Genomic DNA, 18429 nt, shown 5'->3' with positions numbered 1-18429 from the left:
GCCAGTAAATGGCATTGGCCTTGGTTTTTTCGATCCAGTCTGGATCGCAGCCGGGCCAATCTTTCGACGGCCCCCCCGAAGACGTTACAATAAATGTCTTCAGCGTGAGGGCTTGCCCGTCAACTTCGAGCCGGACGCGATCCTGCCGAGAATTCAGACCGGGCATGCTCACATAAGTTACGAATCAATCGTACTAGACCTGACTCGTTGGATGGGAATCTTTTGAGGCAAGGATTTGCCGCTCATATGCGAATGAACACCATATGAGCAACTTGGTCGCGCCGATGGTGTTACCGCCACCTTAGGTGCAGGCGACCTTATATTCGTTTTTAAAACGCGGTTCCTCTTGTTGGTTGCCTTGATCGGCTTTGTGGTTTCGTTACGCCCATTGCGACCGAATCCGCCTTCTTCGGAGAGCGGGTTGCATACCGCATGGTGTCGTAGAGCCTCACCGCAAATTGTTTTCCGGTAGGAAAGCATTGATCAAAGTTTTCCTGGATTGAAAGATGGCAAAAAAGAAGCGTTCTTCACGCGGCCGAGGTGGTTTCGGCTCACAAAATGGTTCTTCCGGCGGCGGAGGTGGCAGCAAGCCACGAACCCGGCGTCGCCGCAGAGGCGGCGGTGGTGGAGGGAACAACTCTGGCGGTGGGAATTCCAATGGCGAACCAGAAGATTTCGTCAGCGACGCCCCGCTCGAAGAATGGTCCGGCGTGCTCGAAATGCACCCCAATGGCTATGGGTTCCTCCGCAGCCCCACGAACAACTACACCCGCGAACGCACCGACCCATTCGTGCCTGGCACGATGGTCGAAAAGTTTGGACTTCGCCAAGGCGTGATGTTGCACACGATGGTGCAGCAAGCCAAGCGGCAGCAGGGTCCCCGAGTTCGCGAAATTCTCGATGTCGAAGGCCAACCGCCTGAGAAGTACACCGAGATGCCGCTCTTCGATGACCTCACGGCCATCAACCCTGAAGAGTTCTTGAAACTCGAGAACGGCAAGCAACCGCTGACCAATCGCGTCGTCGATCTGCTGGCACCGATGGGCCGTGGGCAACGCGCCCTGATCGTGGCACCGCCGCGTAGCGGGAAAACCATCATGCTCCAGCATATTGCTGAAGGCGTCTCTCAGAACCATCCCGATGTCAAGCTGATGGTACTGTTGATCGACGAGCGGCCGGAAGAAGTCACCGACATGCGGCGCAGTATCCAGAACGGCGAAGTCATCGCCAGCAGCTTGGATATGGACGTGGAGAGCCACGTTCGATTGAGCCAATTGGCGATCGACCGGGCCAAGCGACTTGCCGAATCCGGACAAGACGTATTCCTCATGCTCGATTCAATCACACGGTTGGCTCGCGCATTCAATAAATGGGTCGGCAAAGCCGGCCGCGGTGGTGCAACAGGCACGGGCGGCTTGGACATCCGAGCGATGGACATCCCCAAGAAACTGTTCGCGACCGCACGGGCATTCCAAGAAGGTGGTTCACTGACCATCGTCGGTACCTGCCTGGTCGACACGAATAGCCGCATGGACGAAGCCATTTTCCAAGAGTTCAAAGGAACCGGGAATATGGAAGTCGTCTTGGACCGACGACTCGCCGATCGCCGTGTCTATCCGGCCATCGATATTTCTCAGTCGGGAACCCGGCGTGAAGAACTATTGCTCGACGAAGAGACCTATGAGACGGTTTCGATGCTGCGGCGAACGCTCAGCGAAATGCATCCCGTCGATGCGATGGAGCAGTTGACCAAACAGCTCGGTCGTTTCGATGACAACGAGGGCTTCTTGAAGCTGATCTCGGGTGCCAAACTCGCCTAGTGAGTACGCGACGAATTCTGCACGCGGCAGATATTCATCTCGATAGCCCGCTGCGTAATTTGGAGTCGTACGATCAAGCACCGCTGGAACAGATCCGCGGCGCATCGCGTCGTGCGCTGGAAAATCTCGTGCGGTTGGCGATCGATCAGAATGTCGACCTGGTTGTGATCGCCGGCGACCTATACGACGGCGATTGGCGAGAGCAGAACACAGGCCTGTTCTTTGTCGGACAAGCTGCCAAACTCACGCAGGCTGGCATTCCCCTCGTGGTTATCCGCGGCAACCATGACGCCGAAAATGTCATGACTTCCTCCTTGCCGCTGCCTAAAAACCCCGATGGCAGCGAGATCATGCTGGCATCGAAGCGGGTCGACTGCCGCGAGTTTGAGTCGATTGGTGTCGCCGTGCATGGACGATCTTTTCGCAACAAAGCGGAACTCGAAGACCTGTCGCGTTCCTATCCACGCCCACACCGTGGCATGTTCAACCTGGGATTGTTGCACACGAGCCTCACCGGCGCCGAAGGACACGATACCTATTCACCGTGCACCCCAGCCGATCTGGCCGCGAAGGAGTATGACTACTGGGCCCTCGGCCACGTCCATACCCGGGGCGAGCACCACGTGCCTGGGGAAGCACCGATCGTCTTCAGCGGCAACATTCAGGGACGTCATATTCGTGAATGCGGGGCGAAGGGTTGCTACATCTTGGACATCGACGACCGCGGCAAGGTCGACCTGAACTTCCATCCGCTCGACGTGGTCCGCTGGGAAGCGTTTGATGTCGAGGCCGCGGAACTGGAATCGACCGATGCCATCATCGATGCCTATCAAACATGGCTAGGAGAACGGATCTCTGAAATCGACGATCGCCTGCTGGTTTCGCGAGTCTCGATCACAGGTGCCACGCCGCTGCATAATCAATTGCACCAGCAACGACATGGTCTTGAATCATCCCTACGCGCGATCGCAATCTCGCAGGGTGCGGGGCAAGCTTGGATGGAAAAGTTTCGGCTGCGCACCACGCCGCCTCATGCCAAGCTGGACGTTGGCGATACCGAGGGCCCGATGGCGAGTGTGTCAAAAATTGTCGAGAGCCTGCGAGTCGCCGATGACCGAGGTCAACGAATCGCCAGTGAGTTCGCCTCGCTGATTAAGAAATTGCCTGGCCAACAAGAGTCTCTCGACACGTCCGACTTGGACTGGGTCGATGAATTGATTGAATCCGCAGCAGCCGACTTGTTGGGGCGATTAGAAGAATGATCATTCAGCGACTCGACTTGATCGCGTACGGCCGGTTCACCGATACACGGATTGACTTGTCGGCGGGCCCGCGTCGTTTTCATATCATCTACGGCCCCAATGAATCGGGCAAATCAACGAGCTTGCGCGCGATCACCTCATTGCTCTACGGGATGACCACGCGAGCGGAGGACGACTACCTGCACCCCAAGACCAAGATCCGCGTTGGCGGGGTGCTCGAAGGTGCCGAAGGAACATCACTGGAGTGCATTCGTCGCCGTGGCAGAAAGGGGACCCTGCGTCAAACCGATGACAGCACGGTGATCCCCGATGCAGACCTCGATGCGTTGCTCGGTGGGGTGGATCGCGAAGCATTCGAGCATCGCTTTGGGCTTTCGCACGATGAACTCGTCCAGGGCGGTAAGGCGATCTTGGAAGGCGAAGGGGATCTCGGCGAGATTCTGTTTGCCGCCGGAGCAGGGGTCAGCCAGCTCAAAGCGGTCCAGACCAAGATCGACAATCGCCTTTCAGAGCTATTCGTTGCTGGAGGCAGTAAAGGGGCGATTAATATTCTCTCCCGCGAGATCACTGAGAAAAAACGCGAGCTGGAGAAAGCCAAAATTCTGCCGCGAGAATGGGCGGATCTGCAACGCGACCTCAAGACACAACAAGCGACCGTCACCGAGCTCGAAGACGCTCATCGCGAATCGGCCGTCCGCCTGTCCAAACTCCGTGCCTTCGAGAACGCCTTGCCGCTCGTGCCGCGGTGGCGATCGATGTGCCAAGAGTTGGACCAACTTAGCGACGCACCGCTTCTCGATGATGCTTTCAGTGAACGCCGCCGCAAACTCGATTCTGATCGCCAGATCGCACTGCGACAATCCAACTCCAACGAGATTAGTGTCTCCGACCTGCAGCAAGAACTCGAACGTCTCGGCGACGATTCCGTGATCCTGATCCACGAAGCCGACATCGAATCCCTCTTTCACCGTTTGGGTGAACGGGAGAAAGCTCGGACCGACTGCGTGGAATTGCAGCGGAAGCGAAAGAACCTCGACCGGCGGATGATGGAGACGCTTGCCGAACTCTCCATCGAGATCAACGAGAAAGAGGCGGACGCCGCGACGCAACAGATTGATGCATCGCTGAAACGCTTGCACATGGTCGATTCGGTTCGCACCCGAGTCAATGGATTGGCCCAGCAATATGCGATGCTCGTGCGGCAACGCGACGATGCCGATGAAGACCTTCGCTCACTGCAGCGTGACATGGCTGAGGTGGAGAAGAATCGCAAAAGCGGAATCACCCCTGATGACCCCAGCGTGATCAGTCAGATCATCGAATCGGTGGGATCGCCCGACAGCGTGCTGGCCAACCTCGCCCAGCAAACTGCTGACGCGAAGCAGTCTCGTCTCCGCTGCGAACAGCTCGCGCGAAAACTCGACACCCTGTGTCCCAAGACAGAAGGATCGTTCGCCGACTCAATTACTGCGGCGGCGAGGTTAACACTGCCCAGCGAACAGGCGGTCGATGCGGCCACTCAGTCGCTTCATCAGCGCGAGAACGCCCTGCAATATGCTAGCGAAAAGTTCGATCAGCTCGAGACGAGCGAACGCTCGCTCGCAGACAAACTCGCATCGGCAGGGACACTCGGTGAACTGCCGACGGCTGAACAGCTCGGCGAGGCTCGGGGACTCCGTGATGAAAAGTTCTGTTCGATTGTCGCCGGCTACTCATCCCAGTCCGTCTCCACCGAGGATTTCACCCGCCTGCAGGCATTGATCCGCAAGTCCGATGAATTGGTCGACACGATGCGTCAGCATCACGAGCAAGTTCATTTGCAGGCCTCGATCCAAAACCAGATCAACGATCTCGGCAACCAAAAGGCAACCGTCCGGTCAATTCGTGACGATTCCCAAACCGATCTCAACAGCGCCCATCGAGATTGGCAGGCCTTGTGGCAGCCCATCGGTATCGCCGCGGGAGATCCGCCCACTATGGAGCGGTGGACGTCTACCCATGCTCAATTGGTCGAGAGCGTCTCCCAGTACGATGAGGAGACCGAGCGGGTGAATCAAATACAAACTCGCATCGCCTCGGCATGCCAACGACTGCGGAGGGCGATCTCGTCGGCCGTCGTCGACCAGGCTCAGCAGGCGACGCTCGTGCATGAAGCTGACCAGGAGTCAGCGCGATCGGGCGAAGTGGACGAGAGCACTTCAGATTCGAATTTCTCGATTCTGCATGACCAAGCGATCCAGCTCCGAACGCAGTTGCAGCATGCCCGCAAGCGGTACGATGAACGAGTCAAGCAGCACGATTCCCTGCGAGCTGAGCTACCCAAGGCTGAGGCGAGACTGGAATCGCGTCAGAACCAGCTCGATCGTTGGGACAGCGACTGGGCCGACGCCACCTCGGCGCTCGCGGCTGACGTCGACCGCACACCTGCTGTGGTGCTCGAAAAGATCGCTCAGATCGATGGCCTCAACGCGCAGAAACGGGAACGAGATATTGTGCTGCATCGGATCCGGGCGATGCTCGACGATGACAACACGTACCGTAGCGATCTCGCTCGATTGGCGACGAGCTTGGGCAGCGAGTTCGGTGAGCGTGATGGGGAGATTCAAGACGCATTTCGCCTCGTCAAGGACTTCTTCGAACGACTGCAAACAGAACGTTCGGCAACCACACAACGCGCGAAGCTTCAACAGCAACTTGACACCGCACAACATCAACTCGCCGCGGCACGAAAACAGGTTGCCGATGCCGACGTGAGTCTGGGACGGCTCTGCGAAGAAGCCGCCTGCCAATCGCCTGATCAATTGATCGAAGTTGAGCAGCGGTCCAAGCAGCGACAGCAAGTCGAGCAATCCAAACACAACGTCGAGCAGCAACTGCGTCTTCTCGCTGGATCGATTGGGTTCGAAGAGTTCGTCCAAGAAGTCGCCCAACAGCAAACCGAATTGCTCGCGATGGAGATCGATCAACTCGAGAACAAACTCGCCGGCGCACGCGAACAGCTCGCCCAGTCGCAGCAGACCCTCGGTGGACTGCAAGAACGGATGGCGCGAATCGACGGCAGCGATCAAGCGGCAGAGCAGTCTCAGGAGCTGCAGTTTCTCACCGGGAAAATCGATAATCACGTCGATGAGTATTCGCGGGTCAAGATCGCTTCGATGATCCTCCGCCGGGCAATCGATGACTACCGCCAGGAGAACCAAGGGCCGGTCTTGCAGCTCGCCTCGACCACCTTCGAACAGCTCACTCGCGGCGAGTACACGTCCTTGAAAGTCGATTTCGACGGCAAGGGGAAGGCGATTCTGTTCGGCGTTCGCTCAGCAGACGAAGAATCCGACGTTCCTGCTCACGCGATGAGCACGGGGACGGCGGATGCTCTGTACCTATCCCTCCGACTTGCTTCGATTGATCACCAGCTAACACGCGGCACACCGCTGCCCCTGGTCATCGACGACTGCTTAGTCCAACTCGACGATCATCGCTCCGCTGCCGCGATGCGAACACTTTCCGATTTATCCCTGCGAACGCAGGTGATCCTGTTCACTCACCACGAACACCTGATCGAACTGGCGGGGCAAACATTGGGCCCCGACGAGTTCCATGTCCAGCGTTTGGGTGAAGCCTGAGCGTCTACTGTCGCCCCCGCCAACGAGACGTCCCAGTCTGCGAGACGTCCCAGTCTGCGAGCCATCGGACGTCATCTCGCAGGCGGATGACGGAAATGGGGGAGTGCACCGACTTCCCCAACGAATGGCTCCGTCGCCCTCGGCGATGAGCTATGATGGGAATCCCCACCCCGCCGGATCCACCAGGAAACGCTCCCGTACTTTCACCCCTTTGAAAGTCAGCGGTATGCGAACGATCGGATCCGTCTTTCATTCATATCTTTCTCTTGAAACCCTGGCAGGTTTGATGACGCTTCGAATTTTTCTCAGTATCCTCCCCGTCCTGGCAATGGTTGCGGCATCGGCACAGCAGCATCCAGCGCAGCCCAAGGCATCGTCGCGACCGAACATTGTGATGATCGCGATCGACGATCTCAATGACTGGGTTGAACCTCTCGGCGGGCACCCTCAAGTACAAACGCCAGCGATGGCGGGGCTGGCGCAGCGGGCGGTGACCTTCACCAATGCGCATTGCCAAGCCCCGTTGTGCAACCCCAGCCGCACGTCGCTGATGACGGGATTGCGACCGGGCTCGACCGGCGTCTATGGACTCGCACCCTGGTTCCGCACCCTGCCCGAGTTCCAAGATCGGGTGACGATGCCACAGTACTTCCACCAACACGGATACCGGACGCTGATCGGTGGCAAGATCTTTCACGGCCCCTACGGTCGCGGCAAAGACTCCGCCGCTGAGTGTGACGTGCTGGGGCCGAGCGCATCGGTGGGCGTGAGACCCGAACACAAAATCATCCCACCGACCCCCGGTGGCAATCACGCGTTAATGGATTGGGGCACGTTTGATCACCGCGACGAAGACAAGGGCGATTGGAAGGTTGCCTCCTGGGCAGTCGACCAACTCGAACAGATGCCCGATGAAAAACCATTCTTTCTGTCGGTTGGTTTCTTCCTGCCGCATGTCCCCTGCTACGCGACGCAGAAATGGTTCGACCTCTATCCCGAAGACAGCTTGCAGCTACCGAAAATCGTCGCCGATGATCGCGAGGATACCCCACTGTCCTCGTGGTACATTCATTGGGATCTACCCGAACCGCGCACCAAGTGGTTACTTGAAAACGACCAGCTGCAACCGTTGGTTCGGGCTTATCTCGCCTCGATCAGCTTTGTCGACAGTCAAGTCGGCCGGGTGTTAGCGGCCCTCGAAGCATCTCCCTACGCTGACAACACCATCGTCGTCCTGTGGAGCGACCATGGCTATCACCTGGGCGAGAAAGCGATTTCGGGCAAGAATTCGCTGTGGGCCCGATCCACTCATGTCCCTCTGATCTTCGCCGGGCCGATGATTGAAGGGGACCGCAAGTGCGACCAGCCTGCCGAACTACTCGACATCTATCCGACGCTCGCCTCGTTGGCTGGTCTGCCCCAACCCGAAGGGGTCGAAGGGCTCTCGCTCGCCCCGCAGATTCAAGACGTCACTGCGAAACGCAGTCGCCCCGCGATCTGCACGCACAACGCGGGCAACCACAGCATCTGTGACCAGCGCTGGCGGTACATTGTCTACGCCGACGGCAGCGAAGAACTTTATGACCGCAATAGCGACCCAGACGAGCTCAACAATCTGCTCTCGGATCAAACGAGGCCAGCCGAACTGACCGCCGTCATCGAGCGACTACGAGGCTGGCTGCCCGCTGAAGACCGCCCCCTCGCCACCGGCAGCGCCCACCGCATCCTCGAAAAACGAGCCGACGGTTTCTATTGGCAAGGAAAAAAGATTGATCCCCAATCCCCACCACTCGGCGACCCCGTGATGCAATAAGTCCATCGGGCAGCCCCAACGGGGCGATCCTACAAAAGCCCAGGGCAACGCCCTGGTCGTCGATTCCGCAGCCCCAACGGGGCGGTCCTCATCCTACATCGGTCATAGGGCCGCCCCCGTTGGGGCTTTCGTTTGGTATTGTCCGGCTGGTCCCCAGGCGTTGCCTGGGGCTATCATAGGACCGCCCCCGTTGGGGCTTTCGTTTGGCATTGTCCGGTTCGTCCCCAGGCGTTGCCTGGGGCTGTCATAGGGCCGCCCCCGTGGGGGCTTTCGTTTGGCATTGTCCGGTTGGTCCCCAGGCGTTGCCTGGGGCTGTCATAGGACCGCCCCCGTTGGGGCTTTTCAGGTATCGGTCGGGTCATTGATCTGTCGATCGAAGCTTACCTTTGTCCGCACACCGGTGTGGGGGTCGTGGAACGCGAGACTGACGGCGGTCAGGGCGATGGGGTCAGCCGATGGCGCGGGGCCGTAGATGGGGTCATGGAGGATCGCGTGGCCGCGGGAGGCGGTTTGCAGCCGCAGTTGATGCATGCGTCCAGTGATCGGTTTGAGTTCGATCAAGGTGCGATCGAACGCTTCGTCGTAGCGGATTGATCGGACGTCCGTTTCGGCGACCTTGGCACCGGGCGCGTCTGGGCCGCAGACCTCGCCCCGAGCCACATCCTCGATCTTACGCACATGATCGGACCAACGCTCCGGTGCGGCGCCGGATGCCGACGGTGCCAGGCGGCCCTGTACCCATGCATGATAGGTTTTCGAAACGCGGCGGGCGGCAAATTGCTCGCAGAGCAATCGCGCCGATTTCTTGCTCAGCGCAATCATCAGCACTCCGCTGACGTCGCGGTCGAGCCGATGGACAGCCGATAAAAAACCGTCTGCTCGATCGAGTTGCTCGCGCAGACGCCATTCGACGCTGGCGGTACCCGGTGGTGACGTGGTGCTCAAACCCGCTGGCTTAACCACCACCACGGCGCTACGGCATTGCCAGAGGATCGGGATCAACGCCGTAGGTTCAGCGAACCACTCCAACCGAGTTTCTCTCGCAGCGTGCGATAATCGTTCTGGCCAGGAACCCGCAGCATTCGAAACGACGTGGGCGAGCGTTGGATACGAACCCGATCACCGGAAAGCAGGGTGCCGAGCACACGGCCATCGACGAGGATGCAAGTGGTCGGCTGCGGTTCGGTAACGGCGAGTTCGACCACGGTGTCGGCGGACTCGACGACCGGCCGGTAGGTGAGCGTGTGCGGGCTGATCGGTGACAAGATCATGGCCTGCAATTGCCGGCGTACGATCGGGCCGCCCGCCGAGAGACTGTGCGCGGTCGAGCCGACGGGTGTGGCAACGATCAACCCATCACAGCGGTACTGCGTGGCCAGCTCGCCATCGGCGTAGTAGTCAATGTCGAGGATATGAAAGGGCGGCCCTGACAACACCGCGGCTTCATTGAGAGCCAACTGTTCCGCCACGACCGCGTCAGCGCGAACGATTTGCACCTGCAACATCAAGTGATCGACGATCCGGAAGTCGCCTTCACAGACCCGCGGCCAAACATCGAGAAAATCTTCGGGCGAGAGGGCTGCGAGGAAGCCGAGGTGCCCGCAATTGATGCCGAGCACGGGGACTTGGTGCGCTCCCATCTGCCGCGCCGACTGCAGGATCGACCCATCGCCGCCGAGCACGATGACGAGGTCCACTTCGTCTTGATCGGAAAACTCGTAGGCGAACGAAAAGTCCTCCGCCACAATCTCCGCGCTCGTCGCGATGACCGGCCGCAGCCGTCGCCAAGCGGCTTGGACACGTTGACGTTCGGGAATACCGATCACCACGATTCGTGGCGGTCGATCGCACCCACACCAATTGATTTCGCTCACGAGACGGTTCCAGTCACAAGGCGGCCAACGCAGTACTCGAAAAAACGAGCGACACCGCTGGCGTCTCGAGGGCGTCCCACGCGCCCGTCACGTCGACGCCGCATGAGGCGGAACACCCCGGTTTCTTTTAACGTCAGACATTCGACGCGAGTGCCACCTTTATACACTACTGACGCTCGAAGCGGCCGATCGGCAAGTCTCTGCGATTCCCTCAGCCGACAAGGAGCAATCGGCCAACAGGTCGCTGCGGTCGCCGTGCTCGACAAAGGCATCGGGCAGAGCCAAGCGATGAATGTTGCGAGTATCGAGCCCTTGATCGGCGGCCGACTCCAGGAACGCCGATGCGAACCCACCCATGATCGTGCCTTCCTCGAGCGTGACCGCAAATCGGCCATCGGCCATCGAGCGAGCTACCATCTCGTGGTCGATCGGCTTGACGAAACGCGCGTTGACCACCCCCACGCTGAGTTCGCCTTCGAGCGCCGCTGCCGCTTCCATGGCCTGTTCGAGCATCGCACCATAGGCCACGATCGTGCCGTCTTCCCCCTCTCGAATCCATTCCGCTTTGCCGATCTCAATGGGCGCCGGTGTGTGCGTCAGCTCGAGAGCCGAGGCTTTGGGGTAGCGGATTCCGGTGGGGTGATCATGAGCCAAGGCTGCGTCGAGCATCAGCGGCAGCTCGGCCGCGTAACCGGGTGCCATCAGGGCAAGATTTGGGAATACCCGCATATACGCGATGTCATAGACGCCATGGTGCGTCGGTCCATCCGGCCCCGTCAGACCGGCCCGGTCGAGCATGAAGACGACCGGCAGATCCTGCAACACGACCTCTTGGAAAATATGGTCGTAGCTGCGTTGGAGAAACGTGCTGTAGATATCAACGATCGGCCGCATGCCTGATTTGCATTGACCGGCGGCAAAGGCGACCGCATGGGCTTCGCAGATCCCCACGTCGAAAAAGCGTTTCGGGAAGTGCTCGCGAACCGGCTCTAGCTTGTTGCCTTGGCACATGGCGGCGGTGATCACCGTGACTCGATCGTCACGCTTCATGACTTCGCCGATCGCGTCACGAGCATGCACCGTGTACGGCGGACGCCCCTCGCTGCCACGCGTGACCGGTGTGCCGCCACGGTCTTCAAAGGCAGGCGGCGTGTGAAAGAAGACGGGGTCTTCCGCCGCCGGTTTGTAGCCATGCCCCTTTTCTGTCACCACATGCAACAGGACAGGTCCCGGTGTCTCTTTACAGAGTTTCAAGTATTTTCGCAGCAGCCCGATATCGTGCCCGTCGATGGGCCCGATGTAGCGGATATTGAGTTCCTCGAACAGCATCCCGCCGAGCAAGCCCGCTTTGACACCTTCCTTCATCTGCGCGAGCAGCCGTTCGGCAGGATCGCCGAACATCGGCACATGATCGAGCAAGCGTCCGACTTCGTGCTTCAGCCCGGTGTAGAAAGGGTTGTTCCGCAACCGATCGAGATAGCTTGCCACGGCGCCGGTCCGGTGACAAATCGACATCTTGTTGTCATTGAGCACGATGGTCAGGTCTTCTTGCGAAGCCCCGGCGTTGTTGAGTGCTTCAAAAACGATGCCGCTGGGAAAGGCGCCGTCACCGATCACAGCGACCGTCCGGCGACTGTCGTGGCCGGTCAGGATATCGCCGCTGCGGAGTCCCACCGCGGTACTGATGCTGCTGCCGGCGTGCCCGGTCATGAACAGGTCGTAATCGCTTTCGGCCGGGTTGGGATACCCCATCAATCCGCCGTGCGTACGGATCGTTTCAAACTGCCCGTACCGACCCGTGACCAACTTATGTGGATAGATTTGGTGCCCCGTATCCCAAATCAATCGGTCGTCGAGGAAATTGAACTCGCTATGCAGTGCCAAACACAGCTCGACGACGCCGAGATTGGAGGCAAAGTGAGCGGTTCGCGTGGCCAACAGATTGCATAGGACGTCGCGAATCTCGACGCCGATCTCGGCTAGTTGCTCGGACGACATGCTCGACAGAGCGCGAGCGTCCTGCAAACCCCCTAACAAGGGATGGCGAGCGTCTGTGTCCGGCGTCGTTTGAGGTTCGTTTGCATTCATGAAGTTCGCTCCAAAAGGTAGTCCGCCGTCTGGCTTAACCGCACTGACCGGTCCCCGAATAACTCGAGAGACTGCTGGGCCGCGCTGATCATGGCCTCCGCGTGACGCCGAGCCAATTCGATGCCGGCGTGTTGCTGCGTTGCGGTGGCATCCGTTGCCTGGGTGATCGCTTGATTTGATTTTAATTGAGACTCGCTCGAATTTTCCGCTGCCATCAGATCGGGGAACGTGAATTTGCCACGGCCGCTGTCTTTTCCGGTCCGTTTTCCGAGTTGTTCGTCGCTCGCGGTGTAATCGAGAACATCATCGGTGATTTGAAATGCCAGCCCGAAGGCGGTCGCAAAGCCAACCAGCGCTTCGATCTGTGCGTCGCTACCACCCGCTGCAATGCCGCCCAGCTTGGCACAGGCAATGAACAAATCGCCGGTTTTGCGTCGGTGGATGGACTCCAAATGCAGTCGAGCGGCCAGCGGCGAGGCAAAATCAGCAATTTGCAGACTCTCAGCGGCGAGATCATCCTCCTGGCCGCCAACCAAGCCGGCCGGCCCAGCCGCCATTGCCAACTCGCCCATCATCCGAGCGGCCCGAGCTCGATCGGGCGTATGTGTATACAGATGTGCCATTGCCGCCGCCTGCAGAGCGTCACCGGCCAGGATCGCGGTCGCTTGACCGAACTCGATATGCGTTGTCGGCCGGCCTCGACGCAAATCATCATCATCCATCGCGGGCAAGTCATCGTGGATCAATGAATAGGCGTGAATCATCTCGACCGCGACCGCGGGCACGAGGGCGTCGGAGATTGCCCCGCCGCAGGCTTCGGCCGACATCATCACCAAGGCCGGTCGCAAACGTTTGCCGGGCGCGAGCAGGGCGTAACGGATCGCTTGCTTCAATCGATCGGGACAGCCCTGACCAAACTGGGTAGCTTCGTCGAGCGCCGGTTCGATGGCGTCCCGATAGGGCTGGAGTATCTCGGCAATGCCGCTCATTGGTCATCGCCCGCAGAGGAATTCTCGCTGGTCGATTCGCTCGACACCGCACCGCGGCGCTGCCCGCGAGTTTTCTGCTTTTCCAGCAGCGTCTCGGTATCGTTGCCATGACCGCCACCGGCATCGTCGAGCGGTTGGGTGACCGGGTTGCCGTCGGCATCGAATCCCGCCAATACACTGACTCGGCGTTCGGCGATCTCGAGCAGTTCGTAGCACTGACGCATTTTCTTGACCGCCGATTCGTATTGGCGGAGCGAATCGTCGAGGCTCAGTTCGCCGCTTTCGAGCTTCCGCACAACCGTCTCGATCTCCGCCAAAGAGGCTTCAAAGTCCAGCTTCTCGCCCGCCTGGTCGACTGGGGGCGTGGCAGAGGCGGATTCAGGCATCGAGGCGGAAATCTTTTTGGCCAAAGGACTTGGTCTCGGTCAGGTCTGGGGAAAAACGTCGCGAGACTATAACACAGCAGAACGAGATCTGACCAGATCCGATCGCCAGAGCCCGTCGGGGATACTCACTGAGACTGGCAACCACTGCGGCGTCGCGATCGGGTGCAAAATGAATTGGCGATCATTTCGGTTTCGGGACAGCCACCGCGATCAGCATCCCCGTTACCAAACCGCCAATGTGGGCCCCGTTGGCGATCCCAGGCATCAGAGGGGTGAAGCAGAGGGCGATAAAACCGAGCATGTAGATCACACCGATCGGAGGGATTTCGACGGGATAACCCTGTTGAACCTTGGGCCGAATCCATATGAACCCGAAAATCCCTAAGACGCCACCGGAGGCTCCGATGACCATCGCGCCCCCCCATGCAGGCGGCAGCAGAATCTGCACCAGCGTCCCGACGCCACCGCAGGCCAAGAACAGAGCGAGAAAGAACCAGTGGCCGTGGATGCGTTCGACGACCCCGCCGAGAAAGACAAGATTGAGCATATTGAAGGCGAGGTGCATCATGCTGCCGTGCAACAACATCGGCGTGAACAATCGCCAAATTTCGCCGCGTTTTACCGAAGCCATCAAATCGCCAGTCATCTGGTAGAGCGGGAAGTCGACGCAGGAAAGCGTATTGAAGAGCCAGATGGCAGTGGTCTGGTTGACTCTCAAATCGCTGAAGTTGGTAACGAAGCCGATGATCGTGGCCAGCACCACGAAACCGATCGTGACGGGGATCGAGCCTGGCGATTGCCCGCCCCCAAATCCGGTCGCCTGGCTGCGACGAATCTGCATCTGAGCTTTTTTCTGGGCCGCAATTTTCTGGGCAATCTGCTGGGAACGCTGCTTTCGCTGCCGCGCCGCCTCAGCGGACACGTCATACTCTTTGGCAGATGGATTGGCTTCATACTCAGCAAAAAACTCGCGAGCACGTGGGACATCCTGTTCATGCCGAACCCAGATATCATGGGACGTCGAAGCCGCTGGCGCCGACTCGTCCGTCGAGCTCGCCTTGGCATCGATCGACTGCGTTTGCAGATAATCGCAGAAACGATTTGCTTGGGATTCGCCCGGTAGGTTGCCGATTCGCCGCATCTTCAATACTTCCAGAATGATCGTCCGATGAATTTCATTTCCGCTATGTTCTACGCGCTTCTCGCTTCGAATGCACGACGCCTTGACGATTTGCGGAACCTGCCCGGCGAGCAGCGGCAGAGAATGCGGCGATCCGCAGCATGGCGGCAGCGGTCTCTCGGGGCGAATCGGCGGAGGTGCCCCCCCGTTCCTGGCGGGCCGCTCGGTGCTGCCTCGCTCATGCTGGTTGCCTTATTTTTGTGCCCCATCGCATCTACCGCCGAACCAGCCGATCCCAGCCCCACGAATAGCTTTCCAGCCCTCGATAACACTGAGCCGCTGGCGGCCTCCCATCCCCAGCTGCCCCCGGCGGCGAGCGCCGCTGCGATAAAACTACCCGCTGGATTCTCCGTCGCAGCCATTGCTGCTGAACCCGATGTGCAAAACCCCATCGACCTGGCCTGGGACTATCACGGCCGGTTGTGGATCGCTGAAAACTACACCTATGCCAAGAGCGGTGTTCGCTTCCGCGATGACCTGCGGGATAGGGTCGTCGTGTTCACCGATGCCGACGGAGACGGGATACCCGAGCACCGCGATGTGTTCATGGACACGTTGACGCGTTTAACGAGCGTGGAAGTGGGGCCAGGTCCCGGCGGCGTCAATGGCGTTTGGTTGATGTGCCCGCCGCAATTGCTGTTCGTACCCGACGCGGATCACGACCTGACCCCCGACGGACCGCCGCAAGTCATCCTCGATGGGTTCGAGATCGCTCAGCAGAACTACCACAACTTTGCCAATGGGTTGCGGTTTGGTCCCGACGGGTGGCTCTATGGTCGCTGCGGTGGATCCTGCCCCGGCCGTATCGGGCAACCGGGAACGGCCGACGAAGATCGCGTGGCTCTGGAAGGCGGGGTGTGGCGCTGCGATATCGACAGCGACCGCTTTGAAGTGATCTGCCATGGCACGACGAATCCCTGGGGCCATGACTTCACCCGCTACGGCGATCTGTTCTTCATCAACACCGTCAATGGGCACCTCTGGCACGGGTTCGAAGGGGCGCACTTCCGTCGCCCCTTCACTCTCGACCCGAATCCAGCTGTCTACGAAACTATCGATCAACACGCCGATCACTACCACTTCGACACCGGCCAACATTGGACGAAGTCTCGCGACGGCGCCGCGAATGATTTCGGTGGCGGGCACGCTCACACGGGCATGATGATCTACCAGGAATCGACGTGGCCCCAGTCATATCGGGGATCCCTGATGACGTTGAACTTCCATGGCCGACGCGCCAACCGTGAAAACCTTGTGCGCCGCCGCAGCGGGTATGTCGGTACCCATGGGAAAGACTTTTTCTTAACGAGTGACGAGTGGTTTCGGGGCATCGAACTGTCCGCTGGCCCCGATGGAAACGTCTTCCTCTTGGACTGGAGTGACCTCGGCGAATGCCATGAACACACCGGTGTGCATCGCAGCAGCGGCCGCATCTATCACATCACGGCGGACCATAGCGATAAGCAGCAACAACGACTTCAAGAAATTCAGCTCCGAAGGATCGGACAACTGATCGCAGGCGATGCCGAGTCGCTCGTCGAGATGATTCTGGAAAATGATCGCTGGTATTCCCATCAGGCTCTGATGCGTTTGCGGGAACTTCGGGACAGCGGCGTCGATCTGACGCAGGCGATCAATCGCCTGCAATCCCAGACGAAACGGCAGGAAGATCCAGCCTGTCGCTGCCGAATTCTGTGGGCCCTCGATGTGCTGGCCGGCATCGACGACTACGAATCCTGGTTCGCCGACCCTTCGGAGTACGTTCGGGCTGCAGCGATTCGCTCCTCTGTGCAGGACTGGCCACTCGACGATGTCTACGGGCCGACCGCCGACAGCCGGGCGGCATGGCCACGAATGGAACAACCCGCACGATCGCTGATCAACGCGATGGAGAAACTCGGAGCGGAGTCCTCGCCGCTGATCCGACGCAATCTGGCGTCGACTCTGCAGCGACTCCCTGCATCACTGCGTGCCGAGGCGGCAGGGGAGCTGCTGCGATTCAGCGGTGACCAAGACGTCGGCGACCATAACCTGCCCAAGTTGATTTGGTATGGCTTGATGAGCCGGTCCTCAACGGTTCCCGACGACATGATCGGCGTCCTGCAAGCATGCGAAATCCCAGAACTCACGACCTATTTGGCACGGTCGATTGCCGAGCAAGCAGAATCGTCGCCCCAAGCTTTTGCCGAGCTGCAGCAGCTGGCTCTTAAACGCTATCGCGAGCAAGCTTCCCCAGCTCCATCAGCTTGGTGCAACACAGTGTTGACCGGTGTGGAACAGGGGCTCGTGGGAATCCGCCAAGCTCCTAAAAGCAATGTCTGGCCGCAACTGCGTTCCGCCATCCTGGCTGCCTCCCCCGGCCATCAGCCGCTCGTCGATCGCATCGACACTCTCTACGGCGATGGACTGAGTGCCGAGCAATTGCGCGCGGTCCTCGATGATCGTGACGCGGAGCCGACCAAGCGACTCGCCGCTCTACGCGGATGTGTGGCGGCATGGTTGGAGAAAGCACCGCACGATGCACCCGCGGCCGAGGGATTGGCTGCATCCGCTCGCCCCCTGATCGCTGACCCACACGTCAATTTAGCGGCAGCCGAATCGCTCGCCCGCGTCGAACACCCCGCCGTTGCCGAGGTACTGCTGAGCAACTACGGTCGTTTCCGTGCCCCGCTACGACCCAATGTCGTTTCGTTACTATGTGCCCGCGAGGTATTCGCCCTGGCTTTGATCGAACAGATCGAGCGAGGTCGATTGCCCAAGGAAGCATTGACCGCGTCGCATGTGCGTAGCATTGCCGCACTCGGCAACGACGCTCTCATCCGCCGCATCGAAACGGTCTGGGGCCGCGTTCGCGAAACCCCCGACGAGCGATTAGGTGAGATCGCCCGCTGGAAGACCTACCTGACACCCGAGCGATTGCGCGACGCCGATCGAAGTGCGGGCCGCACACTGTTCGATCGCACCTGCGCCACCTGCCACAAAATGTTCGGTAACGGCGAACAGATAGGACCGGATCTCACCGGTTCTCAGCGCAACAATCTCGATTACTTGCTCAGCAACATCGTTGACCCCGATGCTGTCGTGGGTGCCGATTTCCGAGCGACGAAGGTCTTGACCGCCGACGGACGTTTGTTAGTCGGATTGATCACCCAACGCACCCGCCAAACACTGACGATCGTGTCCGCATCCAACAGCGAAACAATTCCAGTCGACGAGGTGGAAGAGGAAATCCCCACGGATCAGTCACCGATGCCGAGCGGATTACTGCAACCATTCACCGATCAACAGGTCGTGGATTTGATGGGATACCTGCAGTCGCCTATCCAAGTGTCAGCGGAAACCCCTTGATGCACCCGAGAATTCAGCTGTTAGATCACGAGCTGCGGTGAAGCAG

At 59.4% G+C, this 18429-nt stretch carries 11 protein-coding genes; 5 read left to right on the top strand and 6 right to left on the bottom strand.

The genetic code is table 11. From position 1 onward, the window contains the following. Nucleotides 1-506: 506 nt before the first annotated feature. The 4 genes from rho (at nt 507) to CA85_RS18435 (ending at nt 8518) form a co-directional block, all read left to right on the top strand. Entirely contained in the window at nt 507-1820 is a 1314-nt protein-coding gene (gene rho, locus CA85_RS18450; RefSeq protein ID WP_146392837.1) for a transcription termination factor Rho, read from the top strand. Then, nucleotides 1820-3082 carry a metallophosphoesterase family protein gene (locus tag CA85_RS18445; RefSeq protein ID WP_146392836.1) on the top strand — a complete coding sequence of 421 codons (1263 nt, stop codon included), beginning with the start codon at nt 1820-1822 and terminating at the stop codon, nt 3080-3082. Before rho ends, CA85_RS18445 begins: the two co-directional genes overlap by 1 nt. Then, a complete protein-coding gene (locus CA85_RS18440) occupies nt 3079-6705 on the top strand; it encodes a YhaN family protein (RefSeq protein WP_146392835.1) in 3627 nt (1208 codons plus the stop codon). Before CA85_RS18445 ends, CA85_RS18440 begins: the two co-directional genes overlap by 4 nt. A 286-nt stretch (nt 6706-6991) precedes the next feature. Then, entirely contained in the window at nt 6992-8518 is a 1527-nt protein-coding gene (locus CA85_RS18435) for a sulfatase (RefSeq protein WP_246112955.1), read from the top strand. Between the two features lie 342 nt (nt 8519-8860). Here the strand turns inward: CA85_RS18435 and CA85_RS18430 are convergent, their stop codons facing one another. From CA85_RS18430 to CA85_RS18405, 6 genes are all read right to left on the bottom strand, one after another. Then, nucleotides 8861-9520, bottom strand: coding sequence for an RluA family pseudouridine synthase (locus tag CA85_RS18430; RefSeq protein ID WP_146392834.1), 660 nt, complete (start codon nt 9518-9520; stop codon nt 8861-8863). Further along, a complete protein-coding gene (locus CA85_RS18425; protein WP_146392833.1) occupies nt 9517-10392 on the bottom strand; it encodes an NAD(+)/NADH kinase in 876 nt (291 codons plus the stop codon). Before CA85_RS18425 ends, CA85_RS18430 begins: the two co-directional genes overlap by 4 nt. A gap of 159 nt (nt 10393-10551) precedes the next feature. Next, a complete protein-coding gene (gene dxs / locus CA85_RS18420) occupies nt 10552-12480 on the bottom strand; it encodes a 1-deoxy-D-xylulose-5-phosphate synthase (protein ID WP_146392832.1) in 1929 nt (642 codons plus the stop codon). After that, nucleotides 12477-13469: a polyprenyl synthetase family protein gene (locus CA85_RS18415; protein WP_146392831.1), complete on the bottom strand. Its 993-nt coding sequence runs from the start codon at nt 13467-13469 to the stop codon at nt 12477-12479. The genes dxs and CA85_RS18415 overlap by 4 nt, the downstream gene beginning before the upstream one ends. Beyond that, the gene (xseB, locus tag CA85_RS18410) at nt 13466-13855 is read right to left on the bottom strand and encodes an exodeoxyribonuclease VII small subunit (protein ID WP_146392830.1); all 390 of its coding nucleotides are present in this window, start codon (nt 13853-13855) and stop codon (nt 13466-13468) included. The genes CA85_RS18415 and xseB overlap by 4 nt, the downstream gene beginning before the upstream one ends. 181 nt (nt 13856-14036) lie before the next feature. After that, nucleotides 14037-14996, bottom strand: coding sequence for a rhomboid family intramembrane serine protease (locus CA85_RS18405; RefSeq protein WP_146392829.1), 960 nt, complete (start codon nt 14994-14996; stop codon nt 14037-14039). Between the two features lie 27 nt (nt 14997-15023). Here CA85_RS18405 and CA85_RS18400 point away from each other — a divergent pair, with 27 nt between their 5' ends. Continuing rightward, nucleotides 15024-18383, top strand: coding sequence for a PVC-type heme-binding CxxCH protein (locus tag CA85_RS18400; RefSeq protein WP_246112954.1), 3360 nt, complete (start codon nt 15024-15026; stop codon nt 18381-18383). The last annotated feature ends 46 nt before the right edge of the window (nt 18384-18429 follow it).

The organism is Allorhodopirellula solitaria (genome assembly GCF_007859855.1).
Classification (GTDB): Bacteria; Planctomycetota; Planctomycetia; order Pirellulales; family Pirellulaceae; genus Rhodopirellula; species Rhodopirellula solitaria.
The sequence above is the reverse complement of the archived record's forward strand: the minus strand, read 5'-3'. Positions and strand labels throughout refer to the sequence as shown.